Raw genomic sequence first — 16,811 nt, 5'->3', positions numbered from 1 at the left:
TTTGACACATTCTTAAAAGAGACTTGATCTCATCCTGAAGCTATTTTGAGGATTGATTGAAAGTCTCTTTTTTATTTTTATATACTGTCATCATCGCATTGAGAAAATAGGATAAATGTCATGAAGCAAGAATTCTATCAAGGCAAAGTTAAACAATATAATCCAGACAAAGGCTTTGGTTTTATTGGGACGTCTGAAGGGGATGTATTTTTTCATATTTCAGAGTATCCAGCCGATGCTGAGCCGAAAAGAAATGAAAAAGTGAAATTTATCGTTGTTGAAAATGACGGGAAGTACAAAGCGACCAAGATTGAACGTCTTGATCCGAATCCTGCCAAAACCAAGAAAACCAAAATTGCTGAGCACAATAATTCGATTACGTCGGCATTATTGTCAAACTTCCGTCGCTAAATACACAACATTTATCCTTTTTTTATTTAGGTATCCACTTAAATATTATGAGAAAAGAGGCTTTCTAGCCTCTTTTTTTATTAGAATAGAAGCAATATAAAAAATAGAGCGTACGCAATGTTTCTTGAGGGAAAAATTAAAAAATACAATTCAGAGCGCGGTTTTGGTTTTATTCAGGTAGAAGGAAGAACATCAGATATTTTCTTTCATATTACTGATTTTCCCAAAATGGCTGGTGAACCGAAACTAGGGGAAAGACTCAAATTTCTGATTGTTGAAGAGCATGGAAAATTTAAAGCAACTAATATTGTTCGACTGGATTTAAAAGAAGCAAACTCGATTTCTGAAATCACTCCTAATGAAAAATTGACCGTACCAGCATCAGCTAGTACTCAAGAGACTTCCAAGAAAGGATTAACATTTACCATCGTAGGATTAATTGTAATTGCAATCTTAAGTGGTTTAGTTTTTCAGAAGTACCAATCTTATCAGCAATCAAAAAAACTAAAAGCTGCTCAATTGATCGAAGAGCAAAGGAAAATTATAGAACAACAACGACAAGCTATTGGTGAATTATCAGAGGTGAAATTGTCAGAAAAAACCAAGAGGGCACTCGAATCTAGTCATGTCCAATCTGTTCAGAACAAATCATCTACTAAAGTAAATCACCAATTCCAGTGTGATGGACGAGAGCATTGTTCCCAAATGAGTTCTTATGAGGAAGCACTGTTCTTTTTAAAAAATTGTCCTAATACAAAAATGGATGGTGATGGGGACGGTATTCCTTGTGAACGTCAATTTGGGCGTTAAATACGGAGCATAGGCGGTGAGGGTGAGCACTCTTTAAATAACACATGTTATTGAATAGACTAAAATTATGATAAGAAACATAGAGTTGTTAAGATCGCTCTTTAGACTCTGAGATAAATTTTCGAGGTTGCTTCTTAATGTTAAAGTAATAAATAGTTATTACTTTGTTAATGGTTTTTATTATCATTTGTTAATTTTTCTTATATAATGTGATCAAATTTTTATCGGGGTATGGTCACTTGAAAAAGAATATATTGTTTCTATCTCTCATTGCATTACCTATGTTTGCTGTGGCTGAAGAAAACACAGTTTTGCCAACGATTGTCGTGAAAGCTGACTCACAAGCAACAGATGCAACAGGTAAACTTAAAAAAGATGCCAGTTTAGGTATCCTCGGTGAGAAAGCTGTATTGGATACGCCATTCAGTATCCAGTCCTATACCGAGCAGGCAATTAAGGATAAGCAAGCGGATTCGATTGCAGGCATTCTTAAAAATGATCCAAGTATTCGTACCACCACCAATAGTGGGCATTTAAACGAAAACTTTATGATTCGCGGCTTTGCGGTGACATGGGAAGATGCCAATATTAATGGTGCTTATGGCATGTCACCAAGTGGTCGTACACCGACTGATATTTTAAGCTCTGCCAGTGTATTGAAAGGTCCAAATGCATTAATTGCAGGCATGGCACCAGGTGGGAGTATTGGTGGAGTCGTGATGGCAACAACCAAACGTGCGGATCGCGATCTGACCCAAGTCTCTGCGATGTACGAAGATGGTGGTTACTACAAATCAGGTTTTGATGTATCTGGCCGTTTTGGTGAAGACAACAAATTTGGTGCGCGCGTCAGTGCGACTTATGGACAAGGTGAACATATTGTTGACGGGCTGGAAGATGAAAATACGGCTGCGGTACTAGCACTCGACTATACGACTGATCAGGCCAAAATTAACTTTGATGCTTATTCGGTACGAGATAAGCGTGATGGTGGTTCACCAGCAATGATCTCTTTTGCGACTTTGGGACGTGTTTTACCAGCACCAGATGGAAAACTGAATTATTTCCCACATTTAGAAGGTATGCAAAGTGCTAATTATGTGGGCTTATCAGGAGAATATAAGCTTCTACCAAATTTAAAAGCATTTGCCGGCGCTGGGTTCAATGAGCGTGAATACCGTGGGCATTTATTTGGTACCCGTATGGTTGTACAAAATTTAGCTGCAAATTATTGTGGCCCTTTAACAGGTAATAAATGCCTAGGCAATGCCAATCCCTTAGTTGCTGAGAATGGCGATGCTTTGTCACAATATTACCGTGTTGGTTCAAAAGAACATAACACCACATTTAATGCTGGCTTAGAAGGTCAGATTTTCACGGGTGATATTTCTCATACCTTGGCATTCCGTGCTGATTATTTAAAACGTAAATATAGTCAGCATCAGGGACGTGGTGCAAAAGAAGTTTACTTTCCGACCAATATCTATGATCCAAGTAGCGAAGGGCATATGCCTGATACTTGGCCAGTTATTGTACCTTTCGCCGATGATGTCTATGTCAGCTATAGTTTGAGTGATCAGATTTCCATGCTGGATGACAAGCTACAGTTTATTTTAGGTGTACGCTATCAAGACATGAATTTAAAGGCACTCACCACCAATACCAAATTGAATGCGGATAAAGTATCTCCAAGTGCCGCCATTGTTGTGAAACCTTTTGGTGAAGAAACCTCATTCTATGTCAGCTATGTCGAAGGCCTAGTTAGAGGGGCAACCGTGAATGTACCTACGGATGTCAATTACAATAAAACATTTGCTCCATTTGAAAGTAAGCAATATGAAATTGGTGCGAAATATCAAGATGATCGTTGGTTACACACTTTAGCACTGTATCAAATTAAAAAACCGAGCACGCTCACTACACCATTAGAAAAAACGGATCCCCTTGCTGAGAATGGTAAATATAAGCAAATCACAACGGATGGTGCGAAGACTGAATCGAAAGGTGTTGAATACGGTTTTTCAGGCAAAGTGACTGACGACCTAATCGTATATGGTAATTTGGCTTATATTGATACTGAATACAAAAAAGCAATTTTAAGTAGTGGAGTTGGGGTTTCTGGAAATACGCTTGAAGGTACGCCTGAATTTACCGCAGGTGTTGGCGTAGATTATAAAATCCCATTTGTTGAAGGCTTAAGCGTCAATGCGTTTGTGACTTATGTGGATGAACAATACTTAACAGCGGATAATAAGCTACAGTTACCTGATTATACCTTGGTTGATTTAGGTGCAAAGTACGTAACTAAACTCGGAGGCGTGAATACAACTTTCCGTGCTAATGTGGATAATGTCGCTGATAAGAAATATTGGGATGGCGTGTTTACCAGTGGTTTTACGACAGTTGGCGCAGGTCGCACTTATAAACTTGGTGTGAGCTTCGATTTCTAAACCGAACTGCATAAAAAAATGCTTCCAAGTGGAAGCATTTTTTTATTTAAAAAGTTAAACCTTTGCTTCGCAAAATTGCAAAAAGGCTTTTAAGCCAGGCCCTTGGTATTTTTGGCGATGTACCAGCATATAAAGCGGGCGGGTTAATTCCCAGTAAGGCGTATCTAGAATGACTAACTGGCCTTTTTCCTGAAGAGGTTCAATCGCCAGTTTGGAAATACATGACATGCCCAAACCACCTGCGACTATTTTTAAAATCGCTTCATTATGGCCCAGTGTTAAACGGATATTGGCATCTGGTAAATCTTGTAAAATGGCATTATCAAACACTTCACGTGTTCCTGAACCTTCTTCACGTAAGATCCATTCTACTTCATCAAAATCTGCCGGTGTAATGGGGCGGTTGAGCTGTGCAAGAGGATGATCAGGTGCGCAACATACAGCCAGTTCATCATTACGCCAATGAATACATTGTAGTTGTGGTAAATGACATGAACCTTCGATTAAGGCGAGATCAAGCTGAAATTGATTCACTGCTTCAATCATTTGACGGGTATTACCCACTTGCAGTTGGAGATGCGCTTGCGGATGACGTTGTAAAAAATCAGCCATCAAATCAGGCATTAAATAATCACTGATGGTGAGTGTTGCCCCAAGGCGTAAATCAATGCTTTGTAACTCGCCTTTGGCCGCTTGTTCAAAAGCTTCACAACGCCCTAAAATCTCAAGCGCTTGAGGAAGTAAAAAACGTCCTAGATCATTCAGTTGTAAGCGTTTTCCCAGACGGTCGAATAATGGTGCACCCAGACCATCTTCTAAATCTGCTAAGGCCATACTTGCCGCACTTTGTGTGAGACGAACAGCATCACTCGCTTTGGTTACAGTTCCCTCTTGAGCGACCGCCACGAAAACAGCCAATTGGCGTAATGTCATGCGCATGTTAAATAGCCTTAATGTTTTGAGTATCCATCATTTATTCGATCATGCTAACATGAGCCTACTGTTTCGTGCCACGTTCAAATCATGTCAATTGAAAAATTTAGCGTAGAAAAGGTTTTATCTGTACACCGTTGGGCTGACAATCTGTTTAGTTTTACCATGACCCGTCCAGCCCATTTTAAATTCACCGCAGGGCAGTTTGCCCGTATTGGTTTAATGGTAGATGGCGAACTGGTGGTTCGTGCTTATTCGGTGGTGTCTTCACCCTTTGATGAAACGCTAGAATTCTTTTCAATTGTGGTACCCGATGGCGCATTTACCTCAAATCTGCAACACCTTAAAGTGGGTGATGAGCTGTATCTGGAAAAGATCTCGTATGGATATTTAACCCTTGCGCGTTATCAACAACCTTTACCGCAGGATTTATGGTTATTGGGGACAGGGACTGGTCTGGCGCCGTTCTTATCGATGCTGCAAGATTTTGAAACATGGAATAAATACCAGCACATCAATCTGGTTTATAGCGTTCGTACCGAGTCTGAACTAGCTTATGTAGATCGTATTCAAGAGATTGCGGCACTGTTTGGTGAGGGACATACGGGCTTTAAATTTGTCCCGATCATCACGCGTGATCCAGAGGCGCCATTACATGATCGTTTACCTGTGCTGATTGGCAATGGCGAACTAGAAAAAGCCGTTGGCTTGGATTTGAATCCAGCCAGCAGTCATGTGATGTTATGTGGTAATCCGCAGATGGTGGAAGACACTAAAGAAGCGCTAAAATTGCGTGGTTTAATTATGAATCGTCGTGGTGAAGGTAATATTGCCGTAGAAAATTACTGGTAACAGACTTCGGTTGAGACGATCCATCTGAATGAAGGAGGAGGGATATGTTTAGTGAACAAACATATCCATAAATTCACGGATTTCCTGAATCGCCGTGTCTACATCTGTGGTTAACCAGGTTGGTTCAAATAACCCGATGTAATGCTCAAGGCGTTCTTGAGGAACGACCAGACGTACAGGACAATCTTCTTCCAGTAAGCGCCACGGCAAGATGGGAACTTCATTATCTAAAAAAGGCTGTACATTACGAATATCAATGATCATGGCATTGATACAGTCTGGTAATGGCATCACCGAAAACTCTTCTGTGCGGCGACGAAAATATTCCAGATCACCCCATTTCAGGATATAGCTTGGCTTATTAAACTCAATAATTCCAATCAAATGTTCATCGCGTGTGTGATGTAAAAAACATTGATGTGTTACATCAGTGTCCAAATCAAGAGAAACACTTTGTTGGCTATAGGACATAAAGCAAAACATTTAAAAAACGGGACTGAGCATTATAGCTTATTTTTGTTGCCCGCTAAAGCCGCCTATATTTTAAACAAAAAATAAAATAAAAAAAGTAGAGTTCTGCAACCAGTGCAACGATAGTCCGAAGCTTCTTCACACAATGCTACACAGCACGTTGCTAATATAAATATTGAAAAGTAATAAGGATGAGGGCTGCTATCATGCATGATTTTAGTAAGCCACAACCCCATGTGGCGAGCAAAGAAGAAATTACCAAAAAGAGAAGATTACCCGTTTATATTTTGATTCTGGTGGGAATCTTCCTGATTGCATTACTTGTTTATATGGTTGCTGATCATTCAGCCAATCCAACTGCACAAGTGATTCTGTCACAAATGCAGTCGGCAGTTCTGAATGCTTAGACAAGCATATTTTAAGACCGAGAATTAATTCTTCAAAAAGCTCATTGGTGTGAATCAATGAGCTTTTTTGCAATATTTTGCGCACTTTTTGTTGTATTAGTGCTGCCATTTATTGATTGGAAAATAGACAAAAATTATGGTGGAAGCATCCATAAATCATGTTCTTAGTTCATAGAGCAACCATGGGTGGACTGTACAAGACTGAAAAACACAACATAAGGATAACAACATGAATGAATTTTTTAATGACCCCTCCAACCGAGGAGGATTTGATGCAATGTATTATTGGGATCAATTTCACCCAATTTTAGCTGCAATTGTAATTCTGCTGGTCGGCTGGATTATTGCTCTGGTGGTTGCAGCAGGTGTGAAAAAATTACTGCAAAAACTTGATACCAATCATAAATTGTCGTCTGCAACTGGTCGTGCCCCAAATATTGAGAATCTTATTTCTAAGCTGGTGTTCTGGTTTATCATGATTCTGGCGGTTGTGGGTGCATTAAATGTCTTAAATATCAGTGGTGTGAGTGATCCATTTAGCAATATGGTCGGGCGTATTCTGGCCTTCATCCCTAATCTGCTTGCTGCTGTTGCGGTCGGTTTTGTTGGCTGGATTATTGCCCGTCTGGTACGCGCAGGATTAACCAATGTACTTGCTAGAACCGAGCTGGATGAGAAGCTGAGCGGTGAGGTCGGTGTCAGTTCACTGAGCAGCAATATCGGTGAAATTTTTTACTGGCTGGTTTTATTACTGTTCTTGCCGATTGTTTTATCGATTTTAGGATTAACAGGTCTATTAATCCCTGTACAGAACATGGTGAATGATGCCGTTGCTTATTTACCGAATCTGTTTATTACAGGTGTCATTATCTTCGTCGGTTATATTCTTGCGAAGATTGTACGTGGCATTGTTGAAGGTTTAAGTAATAGTCTGGGTTTACAAACACAGGCTGAAAAAGTAGGGCTATTTAAAAATTCAAATGTCTCTAAATTTTTAGGCTCTTTTGTCTTCGCCGTCATTATTATTACCACTTTAATTGTGGCATTTGAAGCACTTGGTATCGAAGCGATTTCTCAACCAGCGACATCAATGCTGAATGAAATTATGCACGCGATTCCACAGATTATTGCGGCAGGCCTGATTTTAATTGTGGCTTATATTGTTTCGCGTTTTGTTGGACGTTTAGTGGCTGAATTGATTTCAGGTGCGGGTGTCGATGAAATTCCAATGAAACTCGATGTACAACGTTTCCTTGGACAGACTCGTGTTTCAGATGTGGTTGGCTGTCTAATCGTGTTCTTCACCATGCTATTTGCTGTTTCAGAAGCAGCGAATCGTCTGGGGCTGGAACAGGTGAGTGTACTTATCGCCATGTTTATCCAGTTCGGTGCAAGTATCCTTCTAGGTGCAGTGATTCTGGTAATCGGCTTCTGGCTGGCGAATGTGGTTGCCAATGTCGTTCAACGTGGTGAATATAATAGCTCTCGCTGGTTAGGTAATCTGGTCCGTATTTTAATTATGGGACTTGTGATTGCGATGGGCTTGAAAGCAATGGGTATTGCGGATTCTATTGTTAATCTGGCATTCGGTTTAACACTGGGTTCAGTTGCAGTCGCATTTGCATTGGCCTTTGGTTTAGGGGGTCGTCAACCAGCAGAGCGTTTACTTGGTGATTTACTAGATAAGGCAAAAACAGAAGGCAACAAACCAAATCCGTTGCACAAGGATGAGGTTAAGCCAGCAGCGCCTGTGAGCCCAACACCAACAGCGCCAACGACTCCAGTGAATCCTGTGAGTCCGACACCAACTTCATCAGATACTCCGGCGAATCCAACACCACCAACTCCGCCATATTCGGATGAATAGTAAAAAATAATCTTTGATTTTTTCAATCAATTCGACCACTCTAAGCAGGGTGGTCGTTTTGTTTTTATTCGCACTTTTGGTCTTTATTTGTAATGCTGTCCAGAGTTGTTAGGACATACGTTTTGCATCCAGCTCAGTTCAACATGTTGTAAATTCTGAGCGAAGTAGAATGAGCAAGTTGCGCATTCGATTGAGTCGAAGTGAAAACTTGGCCTAAAAAGCAATTCATTTATAGATAAAGTCCCCATAGTCTCTCAATAAAAAGTTAATAGGAGAACAGAATGAAGAGGCCAAATCGTGTATTTGCACCGATTATTATTGCAGGTATTACTGTTGGTTTTTTGGCAAGTGCTTACAAATTTGTCGTGGCGAAATCAAGCCCAACCAAAGAAAAATCAATCGAAAATACTCAGAAAATCCCGTCTTCGGAAGCTGCTAATTCTTCAGATGAACCCCATTAAGTATTGATTCATCTGAAGCCAAAGCGAAGGGTATGTATCAGAACCGGATTTAAACGAATTGGGCTGCTGCCTGTGCAGATGACCACGCCCACTGGAAGTTATAACCGCCTAAGTGTCCTGTCGCATCCAGCACTTCGCCAATAAAATATAGGCCTTTCTGCTTTTTACTTTCCATGGTTTTTGATGAGACTTCACTGGTATCTACACCACCCAGTGTCACTTCAGCTGTGCGATAACCTTCGGTTCCAGACGGTTTAACGGAGAATGCATGGAGCTGTGCCGCAATCTGCTCCAGTTGAAGGTCGCTTATATTGCCAATCGCAGTTTCACTTTGCTCTGCCCAGATCAATTGCTGTAATTCAAGTACGATGCTTTTGGCGGTAAATTCGCTCAGCAAGGTTCGTAACAGCACTTTCGGCTGAGATTTTTTCTTTTCTTTGAAAAATTGAGCGAAGTCCTGAGTCGGAAAGAAATCTATTTTAAAGCTTTCACCGACATGCCAATAGTTGGAAAGTTGTAAAGCGCTTGGGCCGCTGAGTCCACGATGGGTAAAGAGCAAAGCTTCGGTAAATTGATGGCGTTCATTAATTAACGTTGCATCTAGCGCATTGCCGCTTAAACGGGTGGTCACTTCTTTAAATTGATCTGAGAAGGTAAAGGGAACGAGACCTGCGCGTGTTGGGTATACGTGATGTCCGAACTGTTGTGCAAGCTCATAACCAAAGCCAGAACCACCTAACGTTGGAATAGACAAACCGCCTGTCGCAACCACGAGTGAGTCACATTGATAAGTCCCTTGACTGGTTTCAATGATAAAGCCTGAATCTGCTTGTGCTTTGACTTGCTGCACTTCGCAATGGGTTTGAATCTGTACACGTTTGGCTTTATCACATTCTGAAAGTAACAGCTCAAGGATTTCTTTTGATCCTTTTAGGGTAAAAAGCTGACCGTGCTTGCGTTCTTCATATTCAATTCCGTATTCACAGACTAGACCAATAAAGTCCCAGTTGGTATAGCGGGTGAGGGCAGAAATAACGAAATGTGGATTTTCAGAAAGATAGTTCGCAGGCTCGACATCCAGATTGGTAAAGTTACATTTACCACCACCAGACATCAAAATCTTTTTACCGACTTTATTGGCTTTTTCAAGCACTGCAACCGAGCGCCCACGTTTGCCTGCTTCAGCAGCCAACATCAAGCCTGATGCACCTGCACCTAAAACAACAACATCAACTTGATGGATCATGGGGGAAATACTCAAGAGCGGAAAAGCGGGCAATTATAAAAGATTTATGCAGCTTTTAGTATGTTTTCAATTTTCCTTGTAAACCACCTGTGTGAATCGCAAGAATACGGGTATTTTCTGGGAAATGTTGCTGCTGAATCAGGTCAAAAAGTCCCATCATCATTTTAGCGGTATAGACCTGTTCTAATGGAATCGCATATTGCTGTTCAAACTGTTGCATAAATTGCAGTAGCGCTGGACTGGTTTTGGCGTAACCACCACTACAATAGGCATCAGTTAAAGACCAATTTTTTTTATCAGTCCATTGTTGAATCTCTTGTTGCAGAAAATCCCCTTTTAAGGCAGAAAAACCCAGCACATGCTGTCGATCTGAACTGCTTTCAATCAGCCCTGCAATGGTTCCACCTGTACCAACGGCACAGCAAATCACGTCATAATTTTCTCGATCATGAGCAGAGAGTATTTCCTGACTGCCTTGCAAGGCAAGTGTATTGGTTCCGCCCTCTGGAACGATGAAAGCTTGCGGATATTGTTGTTGTAGTTGTTGTAAATACGTGGCTTCATTGCGCAGCCGATATCCGGCCCGACTCACAAAATGCAGTTGCATACCAAAATCATGTGCAGTTTGTAGTGTTGGATTTAAGGCGTGCAAAGCCAACTCGTCTCCGCGAATAATGCCAATACTTTGAAAACCAAAACGTTGAGCGGCATACGCTGTTGCAGCAATATGGTTAGAAAAAGCACCGCCAAAAGTCAGTATTTTTGAGCAGCCTTGTTGCTGTGCGGCAAGCAGGTTGTATTTAAGTTTGAAAAACTTATTGCCCGAAATGTGGGGATGAATCTGATCCAGACGCTTCACGGTGAGTTGAACTGGCGCAGGAATCTCTAAGGTCTGATAGGGAGTGGGAAAAGCAATGTGATCAAACATCTTAGATCATGAGAAAAGAGCTTGATCACATTGTAAATGGATTTGATTGAGAATGTCAGTATGGTTTAGGAACTGGTGTCTACCGAAGTAATGACAGACATACCTGGACGTAAATTTTCCATCCCTTTCTGATTTGGATCTACGGTGATCCGTACAGCAATACGTTGTACCACTTTGGTGAAGTTACCTGTCGCATTGTCAGGCTTCAATACACTGAATTCTGAACCAGCCGCAGGAGAAATCTGCTCTACCTGTCCAGTGAACTTTTGATGATTCATTGCATCCACAGTGAAATAGGCCTTTTGACCAATTTTCATATTGGCAATCTGGGTTTCCTTAAAGTTGGCAATGACCCAAGTTTGTTGTGGGATTAAATAGAGCAATTGTGTGCCTGCTGCAACGTATTGACCTACACGCGGATTGACTTCGCCGAGTTGACCATCCAGTGGCGCAACAATAGTGCTGTAATCCTTGGTGGTGTTGGCTTGATCTAGTTGTGCCTGAGCGCTATTTACTTGGGCTTTTAAGCCTGCTTCAGCGACTTGCGCCGTTTTTAAGGCTTCTTGTGCAACCAGAATATTGGCTTGCGCCTGTTTGAGTAAAGCAAGGTTATTCTGTGCATCAGCCGCAGCTTTATCCTGTTCTGATTTTGAGGCAGCGCCACTATCGCCCAATTGTTGATAGCGTTTAAGTTGTGCAACCGAGAGATCGTATTGCGCCTTGACCTGATCCAGTTTGGCTTGTGCTGCAACCACATCTGCCTGACGTTGGGCAATGGCTTGAGTCTGATTGGCAAGGCTATTTTCCGCTTGTTCTACCCCAGAAACAGCTTGGGTCACCTTTTGGTCATAGGTCGTTGCATCAATATGCATGAGTACCTGACCCTGTTTAACATGATCAAAGTCCTTAACCAGAACATCCTTGATATAGCCATTAATCTGTGAGGAAAGAATAGTGGTTTTACCTTTCACATAGCTATTGTCAGTATGTTCAATCGCCGAGTGGAATGGCCCGATTCGCCATGCCCATAAAATAATTGTAATCCCGACAATTAATACCAGCAGCATCCACCACAAGGTTGAACGCTTGGTCTTGATCAACTTACTGGTTGGCGGTGGAGGTGGCGGTGGCATTTGCGTCACAGCTTCTGGTGCCTTTTCAGGTTGAACCGTCTGGTTTTGCTCGTTGTTCTGAGCATTTGTATTTTCTGGTTTATCTTGTTCAGACATAATGTTTTCTCAATCAAATACCATAAGGGTTAACTGGCTGCTTGCAGATTTTTTCGGGTCAAGTACTTATTACGTACATATTTAAATAACCCCCATAGCAGTAAAACAACAGCAAAAATGCCATTTAATACAATCACATCGTTATAGGCGCGAACCTGTGCTTCGCGGGTCACCACTTTATTCAGGTTTTGTAGCGCCTGATTGTTTTGTAGAACGGGATCATTGGTGGTTACCATTGCACTATGCTGATAAGTCTGTAAGCGTTGTGCCACCAATGGATCGGTCGGATCAAGATAGCTGTTGATCTCGACTTTATAACCATAGGTTTGGTGTTGCTGGTAAGTATTAAAGAAGGACGAACCGACCAGACCACCAAAGTTTTGGGTGGCTGAAAAGAGTACGATGAAAGTCACCACATATTGCGGTCCACGTTGCAAGGTGCGCATAAAGCCCATTAGCAGCAGTGGCCCAATAAACACACCGCCTGCAAAGCTCACTAAAAATTGACTACGATAGAAATTGGCTGGGCGTACATCACTGGTCAGGTGATAGTCCAGTGCACAGGCGATGAGGATCAGGATTTCAGCAAGGAATAAATTTAAAATTAAACGCTCGCGATGGAATGTTAATGCACTAAATACTGAACCTGCAATCGTCCCACAAAAGATCACCACATATAGGGGAACAAATTGATCTGGCCCCATACCCATGGTTTTCAAAAAATTCACCGCCGCATAACTTTGTTCTGACATCAGTAGGCGTAGCGCAAAAGCACTGACCACGAAACTGAGTAAATCGCCAGCCGCCAGCCAGCGGGTCATGATCAAGGGATTGGTTCGATAATGTTCGTAAGTGAGGCCCAATACAATCAGACAGAAACCGACGATCAAGGTATAAGCCAGCCACGGGCTATCGAACCACCACAGAATAGGCCCTTGGGTGAGGACAATACACAGACAGGCAAAACCCGGTGCCAATAGAGCAAAAGTGAAGAAATCCTGCTTCTCAAATACCTCCAGACGTAAGCTACGCGGTAGTTTAAGTGAGACCACCATCGCGAAACAGCAAATGGCCAGACCTAATTCAAAGGTATAAATTACATCCCATTGGTTTGCGCTGAGTAGAAAAGGCGAAATGATCCAAGCCAATGGCAATCCCAGTTGCTGAAATCCAAAAGCCAGATAAATGCCTTTGGCCATATCCGCTTTGCCAAAGGCCTGCATGGTGTAATACATGCCGAGTGAACTGAGTGGTGCGGCAGCCAAGCCTGCAATGAAGCGGACAAATAATGCCATTTCATAGGTTTTGACAAAGGTGTGCAAAATTAGTACGCCGATAAAAACCAGTAGCCCGATTTCTGAAAACAGACGTAAGCCATATTGTTGACGGGCTTTAAATAGAATCAGGTTTGAACTGACATTGGCCATCACATAAGCCGCAGGAAGCCATGCGGCTTGAGAGGCAGTTAATCCGTATTCACCTTGGAAAATAGGTAAATTGGCAACAATAAAGCCGTTACTCAGGCTGGCTGCAATACAAATCAGCAGGCCAATAATAAAATAAGCAACACGTTTCGGTCTGGCATGTGCAATAGCCGCAGGCGAGCCGGGTAAAGTTGGGCGCTCTTCTGCGGACCAATCAGGAGGAGTCTCTAGATAGCGAGGGCTTTTATCCATTTTATTCCCCGACCTACACTTTAATACCGTTTAATAATAATTCTATTGCGCGTTTTGCCAGTCTTAGCTGATCGCTCGCCTGATGTCCCTGAAATGAAGAGCCCAAAATTGCTGTAATCATCGCGAAATCTTGAGGGGTAAGATCAGGGCGACATAATTGGTGCTGAATCGCTTGATCAATCAGAGGCTGTAGCGCTTTATTCCGTCGTTCATAAATGTTTAGCATGATTGGGTCTTCACGATCAATAATGCGCCAGTAATCAATCAGCACGACGAGTTGAGGTATTTGTTCAATATGGCTTTCAATTAAGCGGATAAAACCATCATTAAAGATAAGTAATTCTTTCGCCTTTTGCTCCAGACGGGTAATGGCCCGTTCCAGCAAAGCTGCGATCAAGGCTTTACGATCGGCAAAATTACGATAAAAAGTTGCCCGCCCAACACCAGCATGATCAATGATGGCCTGTAGAGGCACATGCACACCTTGCTTGCGGAAAACTTCCTCTGCGGCATTGAGGAGTTCATCACGATTGTGAGCCGCCAATTGCTGACGTTTTACCATGACCAAAGCTCGTGGAATATTTAATGTGAATTAAACGGACATTTTTGTCCGAAGTAAATATGTAGCAGAAATTTATTTTGTTTAATTTAGGTAAAATCCATCATAGAAGGTACTTTTCTAAGTGCATACAGTGTTAAAAAATAAGACTAAATCAATCATGAATAAAAACGACAATCAGGTGAAGTATGCAGGGATTTGTACAACGTTTTGCAACAGGGATAAAACATCGTCCATATCTCTCCGCAACTTTTAGCTTAGGTTTGCTGATCTATGCAGCATTGCACTTTTTTACTGACTGGAAATGGGCCACCTGCTTGCAGTTAGGCTGGAATATTGCGATTTGGTTGTATCTATTTCTGATTTTGAAAATGATGTGGCATTTGGATGCAACCCATATTTTAAAACGTGCCCATCAACAGGATGAAGGGAAGTGGGTGATCTTAACTGTGGTGCTGATTGCGATCGTGGTGTGTTTTATTTCGATCGTGGTGCAACTCAGTCATGTGCCGAAAGATTTTCCTATTTTAAAAGGTGCACTGATTCTGCTGACCATTGGCACAATATTTTCAACTTGGTTATTGCTGCATACTTTATTTGCGATTCACTATGCCCATGACTATTACCTAGCAAAAAGCCGTCACCAAGAAGCGGGGCTGGATTTTCCCAAGACAGATCAACCCGACTATCTCGATTTTATTTATTTCAGCTATATCATTGGTACGTCTGCACAAACAGCAGATGTGTCCATTACCAGTTCATCGCTTAGGCATTTAAATATTTTTCATTGTGTACTGGCATTTATCTTTAATACGGTCATTTTGGCGGTCGCGATCAATGTTGCGGCAAGTTTGATTGGATTTAATTAATAACTTATTTTTATTAATTAAATTAAAATTGATCATTTTTGTTTTTTATTGTGCTTGGCTATTTTAAATAGAGACAGACACAGCAAGGATAAAAATATGAGCACCCAGCATCAAGTCAATCAACAGCAATACCAAGATAAATCTCAGGCCTATTTAAGCAGTACTGTGCATGCGCAGGGGATTGAATTTCAGAAAATGCAGCAGTTGATCCAGTCACATCAATTTAAAACAGTGTTGGATTTGGGCTGTGGCGGCGGACATGTCAGCTATCAAGTTGCACCGTTTGTAGATCAGGTGACTGCCTACGACTTAACGCCGTCGATGGTGGAGCTGGTTGCTGAACAGGCCCAACAACAAGGTTTCGATAATATCATGACTCAGCAGGGTGCAGCCGAGATATTGCCTTTTGCTGATCAAAGTTTTGATTGCGTTATTACTCGCTATTCAGCACATCATTGGCAGAATGTCGCACAAGCCATGAGTGAGATGTATCGTGTCGTAGCGCAACAAGGCAAAGTGATTATTGTTGATATTTTAGGAAATTCGAATCCTGTGTTGGATACCTTTTTTCAGACGATTGAAACGATTCGCGATCCAAGTCATGTGCGTAATTATAGTTTGGGAGAATGGGCGCGTTTTGCTGAATATGCAGGATTTACGCTAGAAATTGTTGAAAAACAACATTTAGATTTAGAATTTCAGAGCTGGACTGAACGGATGAAAACACCAGAATATGCGGTTCAGACCATACGGGATTTGCAGCACAAAGCTTCTGATCAGACACGTCAATATTATCAGATTCAGGCAGATGGTTCATTTCGTAGTGAAGTGATGTATCTGGTTTTGAGTCGGGCATAAGTTTTAAATGATAATGAATCGACTCAAAAATATTGAGTTAAAGCGATAAAATGAGACAGCAAATCAAAATTTATCTATCACCTGCATCCTGTTTTTAAGTAAAATCATTGCTTGAAAATTATTCTAATCTAGAGGTTATCTTGGAATCGTTATTGATTTTAGGCTCAATTGCGTTGGCCTTAATGTTGGGTGCGATTAGCCCAGGCCCTACATTTATTTATGTAGCGAAGAACTCAATTGCGATTTCACGTAAACATGGCTTATTTACCGCTTTAGGAACAGGCACGGGCGCAGCCTTGTTTGGTTTGCTTGCGGTTATGGGTTTACAGGCAATTCTATTAGCCGTGCCTTCTGCTTATATCGCGCTAAAAATATTTGGTGGTCTGTACTTACTTTGGCTGGCGTATAAAATTATCAAACATGCCAAAGAGCCGATGGAAGCGGTGAATGGTACTGTGAATCGCATGAGTTATGCACAGGCTTTCCGTTTGGGGCTCATTACCCAGCTCAGTAACCCGAAAATTGCCATTATTCTTGCCAGTATTTTTACTGCATTATTACCGAAAGAAATCCCAAGTTATTACTATGTGGTGTTGCCAATGCTGTGCTTCTTTATTGACGCAGGTTGGTATTCGCTGGTGGCTGTTGCATTGTCAGCAGAAGGGCCACGTAAAGTTTATTTAAAATCCAAATCGTTGTTTGATCGTATCGCTGGTGGTGTGATGACACTGTTGGGATTAAAGCTGATTTTTGGTATGAAATAATGTCATAGAGAAAGCGACCA

The 16,811-nt window shown here is 41.6% G+C and carries 17 protein-coding genes; 10 read left to right on the top strand and 7 right to left on the bottom strand.

Going from position 1 to position 16,811, the window contains the following annotated elements:
• Positions 1-120: 120 nt before the first annotated feature.
• The 3 genes from EC846_RS16290 to EC846_RS16280 all read left to right on the top strand — a co-directional run bounded on the left by EC846_RS16290 (position 121) and on the right by EC846_RS16280 (position 3,671).
• On the top strand, positions 121-411 hold the full coding sequence (locus tag EC846_RS16290) for a cold shock domain-containing protein (RefSeq protein WP_004770785.1): 291 nt from the start codon (positions 121-123) through the stop codon (positions 409-411).
• 117 nt (positions 412-528) lie between these two features.
• Positions 529-1,221, top strand: a complete 693-nt coding sequence (locus EC846_RS16285; RefSeq protein ID WP_123775787.1) for a cold shock domain-containing protein — start codon at positions 529-531, stop codon at positions 1,219-1,221.
• A 281-nt stretch (positions 1,222-1,502) separates the two neighbouring features.
• The gene (locus EC846_RS16280; RefSeq protein ID WP_171410046.1) at positions 1,503-3,671 is read left to right on the top strand and encodes a TonB-dependent receptor; all 2,169 of its coding nucleotides are present in this window, start codon (positions 1,503-1,505) and stop codon (positions 3,669-3,671) included.
• 54 nt (positions 3,672-3,725) lie between these two features.
• On the opposite strand, the gene gigC is transcribed toward EC846_RS16280, so the two are convergent.
• Positions 3,726-4,610 carry a LysR family transcriptional regulator GigC gene (gene gigC, locus EC846_RS16275; protein ID WP_004770787.1) on the bottom strand — a complete coding sequence of 295 codons (885 nt, stop codon included), beginning with the start codon at positions 4,608-4,610 and terminating at the stop codon, positions 3,726-3,728.
• An 84-nt stretch (positions 4,611-4,694) separates the two neighbouring features.
• On the opposite strand from gigC, the gene EC846_RS16270 reads away from it, so the two are divergent.
• The gene (locus EC846_RS16270) at positions 4,695-5,456 is read left to right on the top strand and encodes a ferredoxin--NADP reductase (protein WP_047430907.1); all 762 of its coding nucleotides are present in this window, start codon (positions 4,695-4,697) and stop codon (positions 5,454-5,456) included.
• A 48-nt stretch (positions 5,457-5,504) separates the two neighbouring features.
• Here the strand turns inward: EC846_RS16270 and EC846_RS16265 are convergent, their stop codons facing one another.
• Positions 5,505-5,927 (bottom strand): hypothetical protein, encoded by a 423-nt coding sequence (locus EC846_RS16265; protein WP_004770789.1) that lies wholly within the window; start codon positions 5,925-5,927, stop codon positions 5,505-5,507.
• A gap of 206 nt (positions 5,928-6,133) precedes the next feature.
• Between EC846_RS16265 and EC846_RS16260 the strand changes: the two genes are divergently transcribed.
• The 3 genes from EC846_RS16260 (at position 6,134) to EC846_RS16250 (ending at position 8,662) form a co-directional block, all read left to right on the top strand.
• Positions 6,134-6,334 carry a hypothetical protein gene (locus tag EC846_RS16260; RefSeq protein ID WP_005256177.1) on the top strand — a complete coding sequence of 67 codons (201 nt, stop codon included), beginning with the start codon at positions 6,134-6,136 and terminating at the stop codon, positions 6,332-6,334.
• A gap of 229 nt (positions 6,335-6,563) precedes the next feature.
• Complete coding sequence (locus EC846_RS16255; protein ID WP_123775785.1) at positions 6,564-8,201, top strand: mechanosensitive ion channel; 1,638 nt, start codon at positions 6,564-6,566, stop codon at positions 8,199-8,201.
• A 281-nt stretch (positions 8,202-8,482) separates the two neighbouring features.
• Positions 8,483-8,662, top strand: a complete 180-nt coding sequence (locus EC846_RS16250) for a hypothetical protein (RefSeq protein WP_005256180.1) — start codon at positions 8,483-8,485, stop codon at positions 8,660-8,662.
• A 49-nt stretch (positions 8,663-8,711) separates the two neighbouring features.
• On the opposite strand, the gene EC846_RS16245 is transcribed toward EC846_RS16250, so the two are convergent.
• The 5 genes from EC846_RS16245 to EC846_RS16225 all read right to left on the bottom strand — a co-directional run bounded on the left by EC846_RS16245 (position 8,712) and on the right by EC846_RS16225 (position 14,303).
• On the bottom strand, positions 8,712-9,908 hold the full coding sequence (locus EC846_RS16245; protein WP_123775784.1) for an NAD(P)/FAD-dependent oxidoreductase: 1,197 nt from the start codon (positions 9,906-9,908) through the stop codon (positions 8,712-8,714).
• Between the two features lie 55 nt (positions 9,909-9,963).
• Positions 9,964-10,836 (bottom strand): 1-aminocyclopropane-1-carboxylate deaminase/D-cysteine desulfhydrase, encoded by an 873-nt coding sequence (locus tag EC846_RS16240; protein ID WP_123775783.1) that lies wholly within the window; start codon positions 10,834-10,836, stop codon positions 9,964-9,966.
• Between the two features lie 65 nt (positions 10,837-10,901).
• Complete coding sequence (locus EC846_RS16235; RefSeq protein ID WP_004770795.1) at positions 10,902-12,065, bottom strand: HlyD family secretion protein; 1,164 nt, start codon at positions 12,063-12,065, stop codon at positions 10,902-10,904.
• 29 nt (positions 12,066-12,094) lie between these two features.
• Entirely contained in the window at positions 12,095-13,741 is a 1,647-nt protein-coding gene (locus EC846_RS16230; RefSeq protein WP_069577008.1) for an MFS transporter, read from the bottom strand.
• A 13-nt stretch (positions 13,742-13,754) separates the two neighbouring features.
• A complete protein-coding gene (locus EC846_RS16225) occupies positions 13,755-14,303 on the bottom strand; it encodes a TetR/AcrR family transcriptional regulator (RefSeq protein WP_123775781.1) in 549 nt (182 codons plus the stop codon).
• 185 nt (positions 14,304-14,488) lie between these two features.
• On the opposite strand from EC846_RS16225, the gene EC846_RS16220 reads away from it, so the two are divergent.
• The 3 genes from EC846_RS16220 to EC846_RS16210 all read left to right on the top strand — a co-directional run bounded on the left by EC846_RS16220 (position 14,489) and on the right by EC846_RS16210 (position 16,791).
• Positions 14,489-15,169, top strand: coding sequence for a DUF1345 domain-containing protein (locus tag EC846_RS16220; protein ID WP_123775780.1), 681 nt, complete (start codon positions 14,489-14,491; stop codon positions 15,167-15,169).
• 96 nt (positions 15,170-15,265) lie between these two features.
• On the top strand, positions 15,266-16,027 hold the full coding sequence (locus EC846_RS16215) for a class I SAM-dependent methyltransferase (RefSeq protein ID WP_123775779.1): 762 nt from the start codon (positions 15,266-15,268) through the stop codon (positions 16,025-16,027).
• A gap of 137 nt (positions 16,028-16,164) precedes the next feature.
• The gene (locus tag EC846_RS16210) at positions 16,165-16,791 is read left to right on the top strand and encodes a LysE family translocator (RefSeq protein WP_411800821.1); all 627 of its coding nucleotides are present in this window, start codon (positions 16,165-16,167) and stop codon (positions 16,789-16,791) included.
• Positions 16,792-16,811: the final 20 nt, after the last annotated feature.

Source organism: Acinetobacter sp. BIGb0102 (genome assembly GCF_003815055.1).
In the GTDB taxonomy this organism is placed as follows: domain Bacteria; phylum Pseudomonadota; class Gammaproteobacteria; order Pseudomonadales; family Moraxellaceae; genus Acinetobacter; species Acinetobacter vivianii.
The sequence above is the reverse complement of the archived record's forward strand: the minus strand, read 5'-3'. Positions and strand labels throughout refer to the sequence as shown.